General features: G+C 59.3%; 15 protein-coding genes and 1 tRNA gene. 7 read left to right on the forward strand and 9 right to left on the reverse strand.

What is annotated here, in order from left to right; genetic code table 11:
• Positions 1–19: 19 nt before the first annotated feature.
• Positions 20–1078 (forward strand): sodium-dependent bicarbonate transport family permease, encoded by a 1059-nt coding sequence (locus RA29_RS10500; RefSeq protein WP_039685554.1) that lies wholly within the window; start codon positions 20–22, stop codon positions 1076–1078.
• 684 nt (positions 1079–1762) lie between these two features.
• On the opposite strand, the gene ykgO is transcribed toward RA29_RS10500, so the two are convergent.
• Entirely contained in the window at positions 1763–1888 is a 126-nt protein-coding gene (ykgO, locus tag RA29_RS10505; RefSeq protein WP_039685556.1) for a type B 50S ribosomal protein L36, read from the reverse strand.
• A 107-nt stretch (positions 1889–1995) separates the two neighbouring features.
• Positions 1996–2070, reverse strand: a tRNA-Val gene (locus tag RA29_RS10510).
• Between the two features lie 149 nt (positions 2071–2219).
• Between RA29_RS10510 and RA29_RS10515 the strand changes: the two genes are divergently transcribed.
• A complete protein-coding gene (locus tag RA29_RS10515) occupies positions 2220–3080 on the forward strand; it encodes an N-formylglutamate amidohydrolase (protein WP_039685557.1) in 861 nt (286 codons plus the stop codon).
• A 3-nt stretch (positions 3081–3083) separates the two neighbouring features.
• Here RA29_RS10515 and RA29_RS10520 read toward each other — a convergent pair whose 3' ends face one another.
• Entirely contained in the window at positions 3084–4337 is a 1254-nt protein-coding gene (locus tag RA29_RS10520) for a DNA polymerase IV (RefSeq protein ID WP_039685559.1), read from the reverse strand.
• Between the two features lie 54 nt (positions 4338–4391).
• Here RA29_RS10520 and RA29_RS10525 point away from each other — a divergent pair, with 54 nt between their 5' ends.
• Complete coding sequence (locus RA29_RS10525; protein WP_039686002.1) at positions 4392–4817, forward strand: NUDIX hydrolase; 426 nt, start codon at positions 4392–4394, stop codon at positions 4815–4817.
• 227 nt (positions 4818–5044) lie between these two features.
• Here RA29_RS10525 and pyrF read toward each other — a convergent pair whose 3' ends face one another.
• Positions 5045–5761: an orotidine-5'-phosphate decarboxylase gene (gene pyrF, locus RA29_RS10530; RefSeq protein WP_152612982.1), complete on the reverse strand. Its 717-nt coding sequence runs from the start codon at positions 5759–5761 to the stop codon at positions 5045–5047.
• Between the two features lie 194 nt (positions 5762–5955).
• The gene (locus RA29_RS21885) at positions 5956–6267 is read right to left on the reverse strand and encodes an orotidine 5-phosphate decarboxylase (RefSeq protein ID WP_152612983.1); all 312 of its coding nucleotides are present in this window, start codon (positions 6265–6267) and stop codon (positions 5956–5958) included.
• Positions 6268–6709: 442 nt separating this feature from the next.
• On the opposite strand from RA29_RS21885, the gene clpB reads away from it, so the two are divergent.
• Positions 6710–9325 carry an ATP-dependent chaperone ClpB gene (gene clpB, locus RA29_RS10540; RefSeq protein ID WP_039685563.1) on the forward strand — a complete coding sequence of 872 codons (2616 nt, stop codon included), beginning with the start codon at positions 6710–6712 and terminating at the stop codon, positions 9323–9325.
• Between the two features lie 324 nt (positions 9326–9649).
• On the opposite strand, the gene RA29_RS22845 is transcribed toward clpB, so the two are convergent.
• The 3 genes from RA29_RS22845 to RA29_RS10555 form a co-directional block, all read right to left on the reverse strand.
• Positions 9650–11317, reverse strand: coding sequence for a hypothetical protein (locus RA29_RS22845; RefSeq protein WP_152612984.1), 1668 nt, complete (start codon positions 11315–11317; stop codon positions 9650–9652).
• 571 nt (positions 11318–11888) lie between these two features.
• The gene (locus RA29_RS21890; RefSeq protein ID WP_052249589.1) at positions 11889–12731 is read right to left on the reverse strand and encodes a ParB/RepB/Spo0J family partition protein; all 843 of its coding nucleotides are present in this window, start codon (positions 12729–12731) and stop codon (positions 11889–11891) included.
• Positions 12732–12831: 100 nt separating this feature from the next.
• Positions 12832–13320: a fasciclin domain-containing protein gene (locus RA29_RS10555; protein WP_039685567.1), complete on the reverse strand. Its 489-nt coding sequence runs from the start codon at positions 13318–13320 to the stop codon at positions 12832–12834.
• Between the two features lie 277 nt (positions 13321–13597).
• On the opposite strand from RA29_RS10555, the gene RA29_RS10560 reads away from it, so the two are divergent.
• Together RA29_RS10560 and msrP are read left to right on the forward strand one after the other, a co-directional pair.
• Complete coding sequence (locus tag RA29_RS10560; RefSeq protein ID WP_241462588.1) at positions 13598–15061, forward strand: FMN-binding glutamate synthase family protein; 1464 nt, start codon at positions 13598–13600, stop codon at positions 15059–15061.
• A gap of 72 nt (positions 15062–15133) precedes the next feature.
• Entirely contained in the window at positions 15134–16042 is a 909-nt protein-coding gene (msrP, locus tag RA29_RS10565; RefSeq protein ID WP_039685580.1) for a protein-methionine-sulfoxide reductase catalytic subunit MsrP, read from the forward strand.
• On the opposite strand, the gene RA29_RS10570 is transcribed toward msrP, so the two are convergent.
• A complete protein-coding gene (locus tag RA29_RS10570) occupies positions 16036–16437 on the reverse strand; it encodes a DUF2306 domain-containing protein (RefSeq protein WP_039685589.1) in 402 nt (133 codons plus the stop codon). The two genes, msrP and RA29_RS10570, sit on opposite strands and share 7 nt — an antisense overlap.
• Positions 16438–16466: 29 nt before the next feature.
• On the opposite strand from RA29_RS10570, the gene msrQ reads away from it, so the two are divergent.
• The gene (gene msrQ, locus RA29_RS10575) at positions 16467–17069 is read left to right on the forward strand and encodes a protein-methionine-sulfoxide reductase heme-binding subunit MsrQ (protein WP_193743512.1); all 603 of its coding nucleotides are present in this window, start codon (positions 16467–16469) and stop codon (positions 17067–17069) included.
• The last annotated feature ends 786 nt before the right edge of the window (positions 17070–17855 follow it).

Here is a 17855-nt window from a genome sequence, read left to right on the forward strand (position 1 = left end):
ACCACAGGAGAGGCGTGTCATGGATATCATTACCGAGATTGTTTCGACCATTCTGGCGCAGTTGCAAAAGCCGACGCTCGCCTTTCTGATCGGGGGGATGGTGCTGGCTGCTTTGGGCAGCAAGTTCGAGATCCCTGAACCGATTTACAAGTTTATCGTCGTTCTGCTGCTGCTCAAGGTGGGCATCGGTGCCGGGATTTCGGTGCGTGAGGCGAATTTCGTGGAGTTGGCGGTGCCCGCGCTGCTTGCGGCGGCGTTGGGGATCGCGATTGTTGTGCTCGGGCGCTTCACGCTGTCCAAGTGGCGGGGGGTGTCGCAGTTGGACGCCACAGCCACGGTGGGTTTGTTTGGTGCGGTGTCCGCCTCGACCCTCGCGGCTGGTATGGCGGTGCTGGATGACGAAGGCATCGCATACGAAGGGTTCATCGGTGCGCTTTATCCGTTCATGGACGTGGCTGCCTTGGTGACGGCCATTGTGCTGGCGCGGCTCGCTGCTGCGCGCAAGGCGGAGACAGCCAATGTGCAGGGCGGGACCATCACCATGGGCGGTGGCGGCACGGGCGGCCCGGCGGTGGAGCGGGGTCTGATCAAGGGTATCTTGGTTGATACGATGCGGTCCCCTGCGATTTCGGCGCTGCTGCTGGGCTTGGCGCTTGGGCTCTTTGCGCGGCCTGAATCGGTCTATGCCAGCTTCTACGAGCCGCTGTTCCGGGGGTTGTTGTCCGTGCTGATGCTGATCATGGGGATCGAGGCATGGTCGCGGCTGTCGGAACTGAAGGGTGTGGCGCATGCCTACCTGTTCTACGGTCTGACAGCACCGCTGGTGCACGGTGGGCTGGGATTTGGTGCTGGCCTGATCGCGCACCATCTGACGGGCTTTTCGGCGGGCGGAGTGGTGCTGTTGTCGATTATGGCGGCGTCGAGTTCTGACATCTCTGGCCCGCCTACGATGCGCGCAGCACTGCCCGAGGCGAACCCGTCGGCTTACGTCGGCACGTCCACGGGGCTGGGCACGCCGGTGGCCATCCTGAGCATCCCGCTGTTCATGGCGCTGGCGGATTACTTCATCGGGTTTTGAGGTTGCGTAACTTCGTCCTGAAAACGCATTGAGTTTGCCGAGGTGACAATCTCGGCGACTCGCTCTTTTAGCTTTCGCGCGACTTGGATGCCGCTCAATGGACGTGTCGTTGGTTTTTCCTTACTCAACGCGACAGCCCATACGTCGGAGTCCGAAGATCTGTTTGGATCATAGGCGGCTACAGGGTCGAGCAACAAGCTCAGGAATAACTCTTGGCCTTGCGGCGACCATTCCGAGCGTAGATGCCATATTTCCTTTGCCCACCAACAGTCGCTTTCGAGTTGAAGTGCAGTGACGGTCCAGCCGTTTTCTTTCAATGCGTGTGCAATGGCTAAGAACTTTGACATGCAACTCGGATAGCGGGTGGATTTCCGGTTTGTAAACTCGGATGTTTGTCTGAGCGTTTGCGCAGGTTGGCTTTGATTGCGATGTGTTTGCTGTTCCTTGCCAGCACGGAATCAAGCCGAAGGCGCCGTGCATCGCCAGACCGCTCCCCGGGCTGGCGGTTTGGTTGATGGAGGCGCATTCTTCGGATCGAAGATGTACTTAGCTGCCATAAAGTGAATCGAACTGGCTTTGGATCGCCATCCCGCGGTCTGGCGATGCACGACTTTCGTGGTGCCGATTGCTGACGAAAAAAGCCGCCCCGGATGGAGCGGCTTTTTTAAGTCTATCGATATGACCTCAGCCCTGGCGGGCTTTGAACCGGCGCTGCGTCTTGTTGATGACGTACACACGGCCCTTGCGGCGCACGATACGGCAATCACGGTGCCGGTTCTTGAGCGAACGGAGCGAGTTGCGAACCTTCATGGCGCTTCTTCCTCATGTTTCATGGCGCGAAGCAGCGCCGGGTTGCAGTTTAGCGCATCTGCGCTGGTGTATGGTGCCGTGCGGGTTGCCCCGGTTGGCGGAATGAGTGGTGGGCGATACAAGGATCGAACTTGTGACCCCTTCGATGTCAACGAAGTGCTCTACCGCTGAGCTAATCGCCCACTCTGACCGTCCCGAATGCCTTGTCCACAGGTGCGTGGACGCTGGAATCCACGCCGGGTGAGGGGGCGTATAAAAGGAGTCGAACAGAGGATCAAGGGCTTTTGGCTTTCCCGTTTCTCGGGCTATGTTGGACGCCAGAGGAGGGGCCATGCCAAAGGTCGCATACGAAGTTCTGCACCCCGAGCGCCGCACATCGTGCGTCGTGTTTGCATCGCCCCATTCGGGTCGCGATTACCCGTGGAGTTTCCTGCGCCGGACTGTGCTGGATGAAAAGACCATCCGCTCGTCAGAAGATGCGTTTGTGGACAAGCTGTTTGACACGGCGCCGCACTATGGGGCCCCGCTGCTGACCGCGGGCGCGCCGCGCGCCTTTGTCGACCTGAACCGCAGCGCGGACGAGTTGGACCCGGCCCTGATCGAAGGCGTGCGCCGTCAGGGCCATAACCCCCGCATCGCCAGCGGTCTGGGTGTGATCCCGCGCGTGGTCGCAAATGGCCGCGTGATCTATCGCGGGAAGCTGCCCATGCGCGAGGCAGAGCGGCGCATTGATCTATATTGGCGGCCCTATCACGCGATCCTGCAAGAGCTGCTGGACGGGGCGCACCAACACCATGGGATGACTGTTCTGATCGATTGCCATTCGATGCCGCATGAGGCCATGGACGGCATCGCACAAGGCACCCGCAAGCGGCCCGACGTGGTTCTGGGTGACCGGTTCGGGGCCGCTGCCGGGGCCGAGGTCGTGGATATGGTCGAGGCGGCCTTTGCCGCCGCAGGCTTTACTGTGGCGCGGAATGCGCCTTTTGCCGGGGCGTACATTACGCAAGCCTATGGCCGTCCATCGCGCAACCAGCACGCGGTGCAGGTTGAGATTGACCGTTCCCTTTATATGAACGAGCGCGCTGTCACACCCAATGCGGACTTCGATGAGGTGCGCGAGCGGCTGCGTTCTGTGGTGGCGGAGCTGTCGACCTTTGGCCAAACCCGTATGCCGCTGGCTGCTGAATAAGCGTCAGCGCAGCGCGCGCCCTTTGACAATCGCATCCTGCCCAAACCGGTCGCGGATGGCATCGGCGGCGCGTTCCGCCTCGCCCCTTTGACGTGCGCCGGGGTCGAGCAGGTCGCCCGACGCCTGCACGCTGTCCGCATCCACAAGGTCCGAGATGCCGCAGCCCAGGAGCCTGTAGGGTCCTTCGTCCCCTACCTGATCAAACAGCCCGCGCGCGGTGCGGTAGATCGTGTCCGCCAGTTGCGCAGGATCGCGCAGGGAGACGCGGCGGGTGAGCGATGAGTGGTCGTGGCGCTTGAGTTTCAGTGTCACCACGCGGCCCGCGATGCCCTTGGCCTTGGCGCGGCTCGCCACCTTGTCCGCCATCCGCCAGAGGTGACCGTCGAGGATATCGGGGTCGTTCGTGTCCTCGCCAAAGGTGGTTTCGTTGCTGATGGACTTCATCGGCGCGTTGCGGGTCACGCGCCGGGCGTCTTGCCCCCGTGCAAGGTTCCAAAGCCGGTCGCCCATGGAGCCGAAGCGCGCGACGAGGTCCGTCTGCTCCCATCGCAGAAGGTCTGCAAAGGTGCGGATACCTGCCTTTTCCAGCGATTGTTGGGCCGCAGGGCCGATGCCCCAGATCAGGCGCACGGGTTTGTCGCGCAGGAAGTCGGTGGTTTCCGCGGCACCAATGATTGAAAAACCGTGCGGTTTTTCGAGGTCGGAGGCGAACTTGGCCAGGAATTTGTTGTGTGACAGACCAATGGAGCCGGTGAGGCCCAACTCGTCGCGCATCCGTTTGACCAGCCGCGCGAGCATCACAGCGGGGGGCGCGCCGTGCAGGCGGGTGGTGCCGGTGAGGTCCAGAAACGCCTCGTCCAGCGACAGGGGCTCAATAGCGGGGGTCAGCTCCTCCATCATGGCGCGGATCGCGCGGGAGGCTTCGACATAGGCGTCCATGCGCGGCTTGATCACTACGGCTTCGGGGCAGAGCTTGAGCGCCTGGAACATAGGCATAGCCGAGCGCACGCCGCGGATGCGGGCCACATAGCAGGCGGTGGACACCACCCCGCGTCGCCCGCCGCCGATGATCACCGGCTTGCCCTCAAGGCTCGGGTCGTCACGCTTTTCGACCGAGGCGTAGAACGCATCGCAGTCCATATGCGCGATGGACAGATCGAACAGCTCGGGGTGGCTGACCACGCGTGGTGCACCGCAGGACGGGCAGCGGTTTCCCGCTGCAAACGTCGTCAGGCAATCACGGCATAGGCTGGGCATGGGGTGGCTTTGTAGCTAGTGCTGTCGATGTATCAAATCGACGAGGGATTGAACATGGGCAGACCAATCAGCGGTGCGAAACTGGCCCTCTTTGTCGGCGATCGCCTGGCCACAATGCTGCGCGATGACGGCCCCAACATGAAGTGGCCCAACTACTGGGACTTGCCGGGCGGTGGCTGGGAAGAGGGGGAAACCCCGCTGCAATGTGCGCTGCGCGAAACGCAGGAAGAACTGAACCTTGCGATTGATCCCGGTATCGTCCGCTGGGGCCGCGACTACGGTGCGACCAGCGGCAACATCACGTGGTTCTTTGCGGCTCATGTGCCCGCAGAAACCGCGCAGGACATTGCGCTCGGGGACGAAGGACAGGCATGGGATCTGATGGATGTGCAGACCTTCCTTGATCACGACATGGTGGTCCCGCTGTTCAAGCCGCGCCTGCGCGATTACCTGGCGGGCGTGCGGTCTGCGGAATTTTAGGGGCCTGACATAAAGCCCCCCGCGCTAAGCGGGGGGAGGTGACGAACCTCAGGAAGAGCCGGTCCGTCGGGGAGTATCACCTTGGGTAAGGTACCACTTTTGAGGGAATCTGCCGAGTACGGAATTCCAAACTATCCAATATACGGTGTTTCGTTGCCTAAATGGCACAATTTATTGATCCACAATCGCATCAATTCATGTGGACAAGCCCGAAAAGCCGCGCGTTGTCAGTGGTTTGGAGAGTGTGCCTGCGGACTAAGCATTTCTGCCAAAATCGCCTCGGCGGCCGCTTTTGGGCTGGCAGATTTCCAGATGGGACGCCCGACAACGATGTGATCGACGCCGTTGGCGATGGCACTTGCAGGCGTTGCGACTCGCTTTTGATCGCCCAGATCGGCCCCGGCAGGCCGCACACCCGGCGTCACGATCAGCCGGTGTTCCGCCTGTGGCAGGGCGCGGATCATGGCCGCTTCGTGCGGAGAGGCGATGACACCATCTGCCCCCGCCTCGAACGCGCGCCCGGCCCGTTCGCTGACCAGATCACCGATGTCGCCCGGTTGGATCAGACTGTCATCCAGGTCCTGACGGTCCAGGGACGTCAGGATGGTGACGGCTAGGATTTTCAGGTTGCTGCCTGCCGCCCCTTCCTTGGCCGCGCGGACCACGTGCGGATCGCCATGGACGGTCAGAAAGTCGAGGTCAAATTGCGCAAGACCCCGCACCGCAGCCTCGACCGTGGCACCGATGTCGAACAATTTCATGTCCAGAAAGATGCGCTTGCCGCGTTCCTGTTTCAGTTCGTTGGCAAGCGCCAGACCGCCCCCGGTGAGCATCCCCAGCCCGATCTTGTAGAAGCTCACGCTGTCGCCCAAGCCGTCGGCCAGTTGCAGACCTGCCACCGCATGCGGCACGTCCATTGCCACGATCAACCTGTCATCTGCCATTGTCCGTCCCCCGCGCATGATCTGGGCAGGGTGTAGGGCAGGTGCGAGCGGAAAAAAAGCCCGGATGCGCGTGGCATCCGGGCCAGTGTCAGAGACTTAGCAGGCAGGCACCCGTCTCTGTCTTGGTTTCGTCGTGATGCATGGCGCAGGGGACAGAAAAGCGCGATGCGGGTCCAGCGACGAAACGAGGGAACTCAGGCTGCGCGCGGGCGCAGCGTTGCGAATTTGTCGATGGTCATGCGGCGCAGACCGGCCAACCGATTGGCGCGACGCGGCGCATGGGCGGCGGGCAAAGGTGTGGCCCTGCGCTGTCCGTAGGTGTGGCGCCGCATGGCCTGTTTCGCCAACCCTGCGGCGGCGTCTTCGAATGCCATGGTGATGGGCGCGTCGATGGCGCAGGCGTAGCTGTGTGCCCCGTCCGTGTCGTGTACGGTCACGAGAGCTTCGAAAGACTGCGTGGCGGCGTTGTAGATTACATCGCTCAGTTGCAACGGAACAGTCTGCATTTTGATCACCTACATGTTGTGGTTCTGCTCGTACAACTTACGACATGGGTAGGCGGTTCCGGGTTTTCAGGGGGAAAATCCGTCACGACGAGTCACGGGGCCGTGCGTTTGCGTTTCTGCCTTCGGCTTTGAAATCCCTCAAGATTCTGAAATTGTTAACTTTTTCTTTACGGCGGCGTATGGATATTCGTGCTTTCGCTAAGCCTTTGAATCGGCGCGTTTTTGCTAAAAATTGTGAGGTGTCCGTATGGTTGTGAAGCAAATGCGTGAGTTTGTTCGGGACTTTTGCCGTCTGCGTATGCCGCTAAAACCACCCCGATTTTGGGCCTGTGGCACTTGTGCAACGGCACCCTCTTACCCATCTGTCATTCATAGGCCCGATGGCCCGTGTGCCTCCGAGAGGGCGCGGGCCCCACTGGGCGCTGAAAAGGAGAAATGACCCATGGACTTGTCCAAGTTCACGGAGCGGTCGCGCGGCTTTGTCCAAGCGGCCCAAACGATTGCAACCCGCGAAAGTCACCAGCGGCTTGCCCCCGAACATTTGCTGAAAGCGTTGATGGATGACGAGCAGGGCCTCGCCTCCAACCTGATCACCCGCGCAGGCGGTGATCCGTCGCGCGTGCTGACCCATGTAGATCAGACGCTGGCCAAGATGCCCAAGGTGACAGGCGATGCCGCGCAGGTCTATTTGGACAACGCGACCGCCAAGGTGCTGGCCGAGGCTGAAGCGCTGGCCAAGAAAGCGGGTGACAGTTTTGTGCCGGTCGAACGGGTGCTGATGGCGCTTGGTATGGTGAAATCCGGTGCCAAGGACGCGCTGGGAGCCGGAAAGGTGAACCCCCAGGCCCTGAATTCCGCCATCAACGACATCCGGAAGGGTCGCACTGCCGACAGTGCCAGTGCCGAGGAAGGCTATGACGCGCTGAAGAAATACGCGATGGACCTGACCGAGCGCGCCGAGGCGGGCAAGATCGACCCGATCATCGGCCGCGACGAGGAAATCCGCCGCGCCATGCAGGTGCTGAGCCGTCGGACCAAGAACAACCCTGTACTGATCGGTGAGCCGGGTGTGGGTAAGACCGCCATTGCCGAGGGGCTGGCCCTGCGCATCGTGAATGGCGACGTGCCGGAGAGTTTGCGCAATAAGCGGCTCTTGGCCCTCGACATGGGCGCGCTGATCGCCGGTGCGAAGTATCGCGGTGAGTTTGAAGAGCGGCTGAAGGCCGTGCTGACCGAAGTGACCGAAGCCGCGGGTGAGATCATCCTGTTCATCGATGAGATGCACACCCTTGTCGGCGCGGGCAAAACCGATGGCGCAATGGATGCGGCCAACCTGATTAAACCGGCGCTGGCGCGCGGTGAGTTGCACTGTGTGGGGGCGACCACCCTCGATGAGTACCGCAAGTATGTTGAGAAGGACGCTGCTCTCGCCCGTCGCTTCCAGCCGGTGATGATTGCTGAGCCGACGGTCGAGGACACGATCAGCATTTTGCGCGGGATTAAAGAGAAGTACGAATTGCACCACGGGGTGCGGGTATCGGACAGCGCCTTGGTGACAGCGGCGACGCTTTCGCATCGCTACATTACCGACCGTTTCTTGCCGGATAAAGCCATCGACTTGGTGGACGAGGCGGCGTCGCGTTTGCGGATGGAGGTCGACTCCAAGCCCGAGGAATTGGATGCACTCGACCGGCAGATTTTGCAGATGCAGATCGAGGTTGAGGCGCTGCGGCTGGAGGACGATCAGGCGTCGAAGGACCGTCTCGAGACGCTGGAAAAGGACCTCGCCGACCTGCAGGAACGCAGTGCCGAGATGACGGCGCAGTGGCAGGGTGAGCGGGACAAGCTGGCCTCGGCGCGCGACATCAAGGAACAGCTGGACCATGCGCGGGCGGCTCTGGACATCGCCAAGCGCGAGGGCAATCTCGCCAAGGCGGGTGAGCTGTCTTACGGCGTGATCCCTGATCTGGAACGCAAGCTGGGCGAGGCCGAGGGGGCTGAGACGGATGCCATGGTGGCCGAGGCTGTGCGCCCCGAGCAGATCGCGAGCGTGGTTGAGCGGTGGACGGGTATTCCCACGTCCAAGATGCTGGAAGGCGAGCGTGAGAAGCTGTTGCGCATGGAGGATCAGCTCCACAACCGCGTGATCGGGCAGGACAGTGCTGTGCGCGCCGTTGCCAATGCCGTGCGCCGCGCGCGGGCGGGGTTGAATGATGAGAACCGGCCTTTGGGCTCGTTCCTGTTTCTTGGGCCAACCGGTGTGGGCAAGACAGAGCTGACCAAGGCGGTTGCCGAGTTTCTGTTTGACGATGACAGCGCGATGGTCCGCATCGACATGTCGGAATTTATGGAAAAGCACGCGGTGGCGCGGCTGATCGGGGCGCCTCCGGGATATGTGGGTTATGATGAGGGGGGTGTGCTGACCGAAGCGGTGCGGCGCCGGCCTTATCAGGTGGTGCTGTTCGATGAGGTCGAGAAGGCGCATCCGGACGTGTTTAATGTGCTGCTTCAGGTTCTGGACGATGGGGTGCTGACGGATGGGCAGGGTCGGACTGTGGATTTCAAGCAAACGCTGATTATCCTGACCTCAAACCTGGGTGCCCAGGCGCTCAGCCAGTTGCCGGATGGGGCGGATGCGTCACAGGCGCGGCGGGATGTGATGGACGCGGTGCGGGCGCATTTCCGGCCTGAATTCCTGAACCGTCTGGATGAGACGATCATCTTTGATCGGCTGGGGCGCGGGGATATGGACGGGATCGTGGATATCCAGATGGCGCGGCTTCTCAAGCGGTTGGCGGCCCGGAAAATCGAGCTGTCGCTTGATGAGGCGGCCAAGACCTGGCTGGCGGATGAGGGGTATGACCCGGTGTTTGGGGCGCGGCCCTTGAAACGGGTGATCCAATCGGCGCTTCAGAACCCGCTGGCGGAGATGCTTTTGGCTGGCGATATCAAGGATGGAGAGACCGTAGAGGTGACGGCTGGGCCTGATGGGTTGCTCATTGGGGACCGGGTTTCGGGGACCAATCGGCCCCGGCCAGAGGATGCGGTCGTGCACTGATTTTCACGGGCCCCGGATGGGGCCGTGGACCTGGGTGTCCCACGCTGGGACACCCGACGCCCCCATAGACTTCAATGGGTTACAGAGGGGGATTTAGGATTTGTTAGGGTTTTGGTTGGTGTTTTAGTATTCCCAAACCACGGTTTTTGACAGCTGTTCATGTCCGGTTACAGCCCAAAGCGGACATGATCCACTACGCCGCAGCGCCCAGACTACCCAGCAAACAGGACGGCAATCAGACCTTCGCCACGGGTGTGAACAATCTTAACAAAGTTACGGGTAGCGGCTTTCGCGAACCCGTAAGTCTGACAAAAGCCGCGGTCACTAAATCGCTCTTTTTTTGAACAGGTATTCGATGAAGCTATGGCGTTTCTGTTCCTCCGATATTTCTCTGTCTGAGACAATTCTGCTAGCTTGTTGCTTAAGTTCGCTTTGAATGCCGGCTATGATCTGAAGCGCGCCGTGTGGCTCAGTAACTTCAAACTGAGCATAAATCGATTCAAGCTTGGCGGTCAAAACTCTGAAGTAAAAGAATGCATTCTCTGTTACAGGTAGAAGAAATGGGCTCGATGTTCCAGAGTGTACAATGTCGTTGCGTTCACGATAGATTCTATGCAATTGCCACATCAACCTGTCTTCATTTGCGTTGAGCTTTCGAAGCGCTTCAGTAGGGCTCTGACTCAAGTTATATAGATTGCTGACACGATTTATAAGAAGCGGACTTTGGTCTAGCGCAGAAGCAACAAGACGAGCGTTATCTGCGCTAGCCGACAATGTAAATGCCAACCTCTCGCCATCCGAGTCGCCATGCCCATGTGCTTCAATGATTTTACGAACCGATCTCGCTCTAGCTCTATCCAAGCTTTTTACAAAAAACTCGAACTTGTTTGGTATGTAACTGCTTGCGAGCGCTGGTACGATTAAAGAACAAAAATGAACTATTCGGGCCGTACCCTTCTCATCTCTGGTGGGTTGAGGCAGCAAAGCTTCGAATGCTGACCACAAAGTAATCAGTTGAGTTTCCGGATCTTGTGAACTCCCAGATAGTGCTGCAGCGTTGAGCGCTCTAAATAACCCATCATCTCCACGCCCGCCATTTCGATTTTCAAATGCAAAGCGACTAAAAGCTTTTGCGGCGGAAGAAACAGATTGCGGTCGAGTCGCACGTGAAGTTGAAACAGAGAGTGTCAATCTTCGACCAACTCTTTTGCCCATCAGAGATTTTCCATGAAACACATAAGCATCGTTGTCTATTGACTCTTTTAGACTAGATGGGAAAACGAACAAGAAAGACCTAGATATCCCCAACAACTTCTCAGCCCAGACGACAGCGGAAAAGCGATCAGGCGCTCTGATTCCAGGTAAGAGAAGTATCTTCTTTCGGTCTCCTTGAGCGAAATCTGAAGGTATGTTCAGCTTTGTTTGGCCTTTTAATTCGACCTCATCGTCGTAGGTCTCCAACTGAAAAACGCCGTTAAGGAAGTTGACGTATGTAGCAGAGCCACACAGTGCGACGGTAAAATATCTGTTCTTGTCGAGTGTGAAGTAGTTGAAGAATTTGGTCAGTAGTCCGCTTGTACAGCGACTGATCGTTTTCCTAGTAAAGTGCTCTATAGCCGTTTCATGGATGAACATGCGATGGAACCGCTGCCCGCATAGATGCGCTATATACAGCTTGGTAAAGAGCAACAGTTTCCGCTTAGAACCTTGTGTGCCACAGTTCTCCAAGATAACTTTCTCACACGTCTCGCTATATGATGGCGTGATCAACGAGATGGCCAAACGCGTCCTACTAAGAATCTCCTCTGTAGTTTCATCAGATTTCGGGGTCACTGAGGAAAGCGGTACACCTTTATTACTGAGGATCTTGTGCACTACTTTGTCTGATTTCAGTGCCTCGACAACTTCGTTTACAATCGGCTCTAGTGCAACTTTAGGAACCTGTTTACTCAATACTTTACCGCAGTTCACCGACAATTCACGAAGCTTCATTACAGTGGAAAGCGCGTGAATTCTGTATGTGTCGATAGTCTTTGGTGAGGTTAACTCTATCACTCGCTCCGCGAACAATCGGTAGAAATCTGCGTTAGGCGTCTTTGGCCAAGAATTTGAAAACTGGAAGGTCAAGATACTCTAACTATTTGATGGACACTTATCCGTAAGCTTGAGTGTTGCGCGGGTTAAGGTCAAGCGGAGTCATCTGGTTGCCATCTGGCTTTCCAAAATGGAATTCAATCTGTTCGCATCAATTTTGCGCTAAGCAAGCGAGATTCCTTGGACCTTCAACAACAGGAGCAGTTTTGTCTCGATACTCATGGACGTAGCGCTCACTAGCGCTGGGACGGTACGGATACCGGCCTGCATTCGCAGCATCCTCGGACCAAGGACCAAAGCGGCTTAGCTCCGCCAGCAGCAGAACTTTGCAAAAATCTGCAAAGTCCGCTACGCGGCGCCCAGCTGCCGTAACACTGACACCAACCCGGCGGGGTGAACCCCGCCCTACCGGCCTGAGGTTTGATCGGGTTTGAGGGGTGTTGGCGCGCATGAATGCCCACCCTACAGGCTACCCCTCTGTCCCAAAAAGCCGCTCTATCGTTTCCATCACGTCGTCCATCAGGCCCGGGACGCGGGCCTCGGGGCCGGAGAACCTCAGGATCCAGCCGGACCGTGTCACCTCGCGCCGGATTTGCAGGCCGCGGGCGAATTTGATGGAGCGGCGGGGGGCTGTTGGCGTGCCGGGGGCGGTGTCTTCGTTCTGGGGGTTGAGCGCTTCGTGGATGACCGGTTCGAGGGCGGACCATTGACCCGCGAGCGTGTCGCTTCCCGAAGTCCGGAGGGTGTCGGAGAGGAGGTCTTCCCACCCCGCGCGCAGGGCCGAGGCCAGCCGTTCGATGCGGGAGATGGAGAGCCGTTCGGGGGTGGCGAGGGCGCCGTCGAAGATTTCGACCACCAGCGTGATACTCCGCAGCCGCGCCTTTTTCTGGCGCGAGAGGGGGCCGAAGAGGGTGGCGATTGCTGCGTCCTCGCTGTCGAAGAGGCCGGTGCGGAGGCAGTCGAGGATGAGTTTGCCCTTTTCCCATGGGCTGATTTGGGCGCGGATTTCGTTCTCCGTCACCATGGCGGCGAGTGCGTCGGGGATGTCGCGGGGGCTGCGGAGGAAGGCGGGGATTGTTTCGTGCCCGAGCCTGCGGCACGCGGCGAGGCGGCGGTGGCCGGAGATCAGGCCGTAGCGGTGCCCGTCCTGCGGTTGGCTGAGTTGCCAGACCTCGATCGGTTGGCGCAGGCCGTGGGTGAGGATGGAGTGTTCGAGTTCTGCCTGTGCCTCCGGGTCTTGCGTGGCGCGGTCGCGGGGGAGGGCGTCGGCGAAGATCTCGGACAGGGGGATGTTGTGGAGGGGGTCGGTCATGTTGGCCTCATCTGCTGGTTGGTGTGCAGTATGGGGCCGGGGGCGCGGTGTTGCGCAGAGCGAAGGGCCCCCGTGCGGTGGGGGGCCCTTGCTGATCAGCTTAGCTGCTGGTGTCGGGCAGGATCACCTGGTCGATCACGTGGATCACGCCGTTGGTGGTTTCGATGTCTGCGGAGACCACGTTGGCTTGCTCGACCATGACGCCGTTGTCGAGGTCGATGGTGATTGCGTCACCCTGGACCGTTGTTGCCTCCATGTCGTCGGAGAGGTCGGTCGACATCACTTTGCCGGGCACGACGTGGTAGGTCAGGATGGCGACCAGCTGGTCCTTGTTTTCGGGCAGCAGCAGCTCTTCGACCGTGCCTTCGGGCAGGGCTGCGAAGGCTTCATCCGTGGGGGCGAAGACGGTGAACGGGCCGTCGCCTTTCAGCGTGTCGACGAGGTCGGCGGCTGTCACGGCGGCGACCAGTGTTTCGAACGTGCCGGCGCTGACGGCGGTGTCGACGATGTCTTTCTTGGCGGAGCCTGCGACGGCGGCTGTGGCGAAGGCGGCTGTGGCGATGGTGGCCAGAAGTGTCTTGCGGATCATAGTGTTTCTCCCATTAAAGGTTTCGATGACCGCTGGGCGGCATCGTGGGAAGAACGCGCGTCGGGCGCATTTGGATCACGTGGAAATTTTTCCCACGTTATCTTGAAAATCGGCGGACGTTGCCTAAGCTGGGGCGGTTTTCGATTTCCACTCACGGTTTTGTTAAGCGGGGCGGGAAACTGCCGGTGCTTGCGCGTGTTCCGGTCGCTTTGCAGAGTGGGCGGGATGTGAACAGGAGGTGCTTGGGGTGAGTTTTGCGATGTCCGTGCTTGAGGTGATGGTCCTTGGGTTTTTCTTTGTCATTGGTCTGGGCGTGGCTGTGGCGCTGGTGATGTTTGTGATCGACCGAGCGCAGACCCATGATGCGATCCGGCGGAACTATCCTGTCATTGGCCGGTTCCGGCATTTGTTTTCGACCTTGGGCGAGTTCTTTCGTCAGTACTTCTTTGCCATGGACCGGGAGGAGTTGCCGTTCAACCGGGCGCAGCGGGAGTGGATCAAGCGGTCGGGTGAAGGGGTGAGCAATACTGTCGCCTTTGGATCGACCCGGAACCTGAGTGTCGTGGGCACGCCGATCTTTGTGAATGCAGCCTTTCCCCCGCTTGCTGATCAATATGCGCGGACGGCGCCGATGGTGATTGGGGAGGGCGCGCGGATACCGTTTACGGCGCGGTCGTTCTTTAACATCTCGGGGATGAGCTACGGGGCCATATCCAAGCCCGCCGTTCGGGCGTTGAGCCGTGGGGCGAAGGAGGCGGGCGTCTGGATGAATACGGGCGAGGGGGGCCTGAGCCCCTATCATCTGGAGGGCGGCTGCGATGTAGTTTTTCAGATCGGGACTGCGAAGTTTGGCGTCAGGGATGAGGAGGGCAACCTGAGCGACGACAAGCTGCGCGAGGTGGCGGCGCATAAACAGGTGCGGATGTTCGAGATCAAGCTGGCGCAGGGGGCAAAGCCCGGGAAGGGCGGTATTCTTCCCGGTGAGAAGGTGACGGAGGAGATTGCCAAGATCCGGGGGCTGCGCGTGGGGCAGGATGGGATTTCACCCAATCGGCACGCCGAGGTCGATGATTGGGACGATCTGCTGGATCTGGTTTGTCACATCCGTGAGGTCAGCGGCAAACCTGTGGGCATCAAGACGGTTGTGGGGGCGGAGGCGCCGATTGCAGATCTGTTTGCCACTATCAATGCACGCGGAGCGGAATGTGCGCCGGACTTTATTACCGTCGATGGGGGCGAGGGTGGCACCGGGGCCGCGCCCATGCCGCTGATTGATCTGGTGGGCATGTCCATTCGCGAGGCGTTGGTGACTGTCGTGGACCTGCGCGATCAGGCGGGGCTGAAGGAGCGCATTCGTATTGTTGCCTCTGGCAAGCTGGTCAATCCGGGCGATGTGGCCTGGGCCCTGGCCGCCGGGGCGGACTTTGTCACCACCGCGCGTGGCTTTATGTTCAGTCTGGGCTGCATTCAGGCGCTGAAGTGCAACAAGAATACATGTCCCACCGGGATCACCACCCATGACAAGCGATTCCAGAAGGGGCTGGTCGTAGAGGATAAGGAAAAACGTGTGACTCGCTACGCCAGCGAGATCATCCACGAGGTCGAGACGATTGCGCATTCGGTTGGCGTGGCCGAGCCGCGGATGATGCGCCGCCGTCATGTGCGCATCGTGCAGGATGATGGACGGTCGCGGGCGCTGAACGAAATCACCCCGAGTTACAACCCGGTGACAAGGCCGTGAGCGAATATCATTTTGGAAGGCTTTCTGCACCATCTATGTGGCATGATGTGTGAAACCGCAGGAGACACGTGAATGGCCCACCGCTGGAAAAACACCCTGACCCGCGCTGACGCGACGCCGCTGGCGGCATATATGAACCGTCGGCAGATCATGGCGGGGGCGATGGGCCTGGGGCTGATCGGTGCGGCGGGCATGGCGCGCAGCGAGGGTGCCGAGGAACTGGTGCCCAATTCCTGGGAAGACATCACACAGTATAACAACTTCTATGAGTTCGGGACCGGCAAGGGCGATCCGGCGCGCAATGCGCATATGCTGACGACCGAGCCGTGGACTGTTGCCATCGACGGGCTGGTCGACAATCCGGGCGACTATTCCATGGAACAGATCATGGACGCGATGACGATCGAGGAGCGCATCTATCGCTTCCGCTGTGTCGAGGCGTGGTCGATGGTGATTCCGTGGAACGGGTTTGAACTGGCGGACCTGCTGACGCTGGCCGGTGTGCAGGAAGAGGGCAAGTACGTCGCCTTTGAAACTGCGTTGCGCCCGGACGAGATGCCGGGGGTCCGCTTCCCCACGCTGGACTGGCCCTATGTCGAGGGGCTGCGCATGGATGAGGCGATGCACCCGCTGACGATCATGGCGACGGGCATTTATGACAAGACCATCCCGAACCAGAACGGCGCGCCTATGCGTCTGGTGGTGCCGTGGAAGTACGGGTTCAAATCCATCAAGTCGATTGTGCGGATTACCGTGACCGAGGATGAGCCGCCCACCAGCTGGAACAAGGCGAACGGGCGGGAATACGGCTTCTATAGTAATGTGAACCCGGAAGTGGATCACCCGCGCTGGAGCCAGGCAAGTGAACGTGTTGTCGGTGGGGGCCTGTTTGCCAAGCGCCAGCCGACGCTGATGTTCAACGGCTACGAAGAAGAAGTGGCCGGCCTGTATGACGGCATGGACCTGACCAAGTTCTATTGAACGCCGAACACCACATCATGCATTATGCGGCCCGGCAGCAACGTGAATGCGCCCGTGATGATGAGCGCAAAGACGAAGAGCGATTGCATGCTCTTGCGGTGGCTTTCGATCTTGCCTGCACGGGCGGCGTGAACAGCGATGGGCACGCTGAGCAGCACGGCGGCCGACAATATATGTATCAGGCTGAACGGGCCGAACATTTGGATGTGGTTGATCCAGAAGCTGCCCGCGGCCACGCCCATCATCAGGGCACACCATATATAGCCGACGGTGCGATGGCGGTGTGTGCCCTTGGCCCCCGCTATTTGCCATATGCCCAGTCCCAGTGCTGCCAGCGCCATCAGCGCGTGGCTTGCGATGATCCAGCCTTCGGACAGGAGGGGCGAGAGGGACATGTATCCTCCGGCATGGTGCGGGCGGCGTGATGATTGCTGATGTCATCAATAGCACGGCGCGGCGTGTTCCCACATGGGCTTTATATATAGTGGCGCTGATCCCGGTCCCTGTACTTCTTTATATGGCACAGACTGGCGGTCTGGGCCGTGAGCCCATTCGGGCGCTTGAACATGAGCTGGGCGAGATTGCCCTTCAGCTTGTTATTGCGGGTCTGTGTATCTCGCCCCTGCGCCGGTTTGCCGGTGTGAACCTGCTGAAGTTCCGCCGCGCGGTTGGATTGCTCGCCTTTATATATGTGGTGCTGCATCTGCTGGTCTGGGCGGTGCTCGATGTGCAGACGCTGGACCGGGTGATCGCGGACATCATCAAGCGGCCCTACATTACAATAGGAATGGCCGCCTTTGTCCTGATGGTGCCGTTGGCGGTGACATCGAACAATGCGTCGGTGCGCCGGCTGGGTGCTGCGTGGCGGCGGCTGCATCTGCTGACCTACCCCATCGCGACTCTGTCGGCTGTGCACTTCATCTGGCTGAGCAAAGGCTTTCAGTTGGAGCCATTGGCCTATCTGAGCGTGATTTTGGGGCTTTTGGCGCTGCGTGTTCCTGCGCTGGTCAAGAAAGTGGCAGCCTGAAGGGTGATTTGCCCGGTTGAGGGCGATCCTTGCATCGCGAGTCGGGGGTGAATCGCGGCTGAATCGGGGTCTCGACCCGGAAATTTCGAAAAATTTGCGATTCACTTGGATGACTCGGGCGAGTCACCGGGGTGAATCGCGGGCGATTCAGGCGATTTGGTCGGGTGAGTCCTGTGAGTCTTGGGGATAGGTCTGTGGATAACCCCATATATTGATGACAGGCGTATGACGGAGGTCGCGGAGCAGGGTAATTTTCTGCCGATTTGACCCTGGGTTCGCGAAATTTGATTGCGTAAACCCATGTTTTTTCACGGAAAATAAGGTTTTTTGGAAAAAAATGCGTTTTCTTCAAAAAAGCACTTGCGGGCACCCCGCACTAACCGTAGAACCCCCCTCACCGGCGGCGCAGAGATGCACCAACGGGGCGCCAGACGGGCCACACGGAAGCGGAAACGCAGACAGACGGCAACGAGACGCAAGACTAAATCAGGGGTGATTGGGCGGGGCGCGCCAAAGAAGATACGGCGCATCTCAGTTCTTTTGTCTCTACGTTCTTTGAAATTGATGATAACTGAAGAGATATGTGGGCGGTTTGGTTCATTTCGATGGATCAACGTCTGTATATCACGCTCTTAGGCTTCGGCCGATGATAGAGTGTCAGCTTCACTGTTTGGACGGTTTCCGGTTTCTTATGAAACCTGAAGCACAACAAACAGAGACTATCCCGGTCATGCCGGCCGGGATGATGTGCAGAGGTTCGAACGTCAAGGATACGTTGGCAACAAC

Origin of the sequence: Tateyamaria sp. ANG-S1, assembly GCF_000814025.1 — a bacterium.
Lineage (GTDB): Bacteria > Pseudomonadota > Alphaproteobacteria > Rhodobacterales > Rhodobacteraceae > Tateyamaria.

Coding starts and splice junctions, on each gene's coding strand:
- RA29_RS10515 (WP_039685557.1), top strand. CDS start 2,220: ATGCCAAAGGTCGCATACGAAGTTCTGCACCCCGAGCGCCGCACATCG.
- RA29_RS10570 (WP_039685589.1), bottom strand. CDS start 16,437: ATGTCCCTCTCGCCCCTCCTGTCCGAAGGCTGGATCATCGCAAGCCAC.
- pyrF (WP_152612982.1), bottom strand. CDS start 5,761: ATGGCAGATGACAGGTTGATCGTGGCAATGGACGTGCCGCATGCGGTG.
- clpB (WP_039685563.1), top strand. CDS start 6,710: ATGGACTTGTCCAAGTTCACGGAGCGGTCGCGCGGCTTTGTCCAAGCG.
- RA29_RS22845 (WP_152612984.1), bottom strand. CDS start 11,317: ATGAAGCTTCGTGAATTGTCGGTGAACTGCGGTAAAGTATTGAGTAAA.
- ykgO (WP_039685556.1), bottom strand. CDS start 1,888: ATGAAGGTTCGCAACTCGCTCCGTTCGCTCAAGAACCGGCACCGTGAT.
- RA29_RS10525 (WP_039686002.1), top strand. CDS start 4,392: ATGGGCAGACCAATCAGCGGTGCGAAACTGGCCCTCTTTGTCGGCGAT.
- RA29_RS10555 (WP_039685567.1), bottom strand. CDS start 13,320: ATGATCCGCAAGACACTTCTGGCCACCATCGCCACAGCCGCCTTCGCC.
- msrP (WP_039685580.1), top strand. CDS start 15,134: ATGGCCCACCGCTGGAAAAACACCCTGACCCGCGCTGACGCGACGCCG.
- RA29_RS10520 (WP_039685559.1), bottom strand. CDS start 4,337: ATGCCCAGCCTATGCCGTGATTGCCTGACGACGTTTGCAGCGGGAAAC.
- RA29_RS21890 (WP_052249589.1), bottom strand. CDS start 12,731: ATGACCGACCCCCTCCACAACATCCCCCTGTCCGAGATCTTCGCCGAC.
- RA29_RS21885 (WP_152612983.1), bottom strand. CDS start 6,267: ATGCAGACTGTTCCGTTGCAACTGAGCGATGTAATCTACAACGCCGCC.
- msrQ (WP_193743512.1), top strand. CDS start 16,467: ATGATTGCTGATGTCATCAATAGCACGGCGCGGCGTGTTCCCACATGG.
- RA29_RS10560 (WP_241462588.1), top strand. CDS start 13,598: ATGGTCCTTGGGTTTTTCTTTGTCATTGGTCTGGGCGTGGCTGTGGCG.
- RA29_RS10500 (WP_039685554.1), top strand. CDS start 20: ATGGATATCATTACCGAGATTGTTTCGACCATTCTGGCGCAGTTGCAA.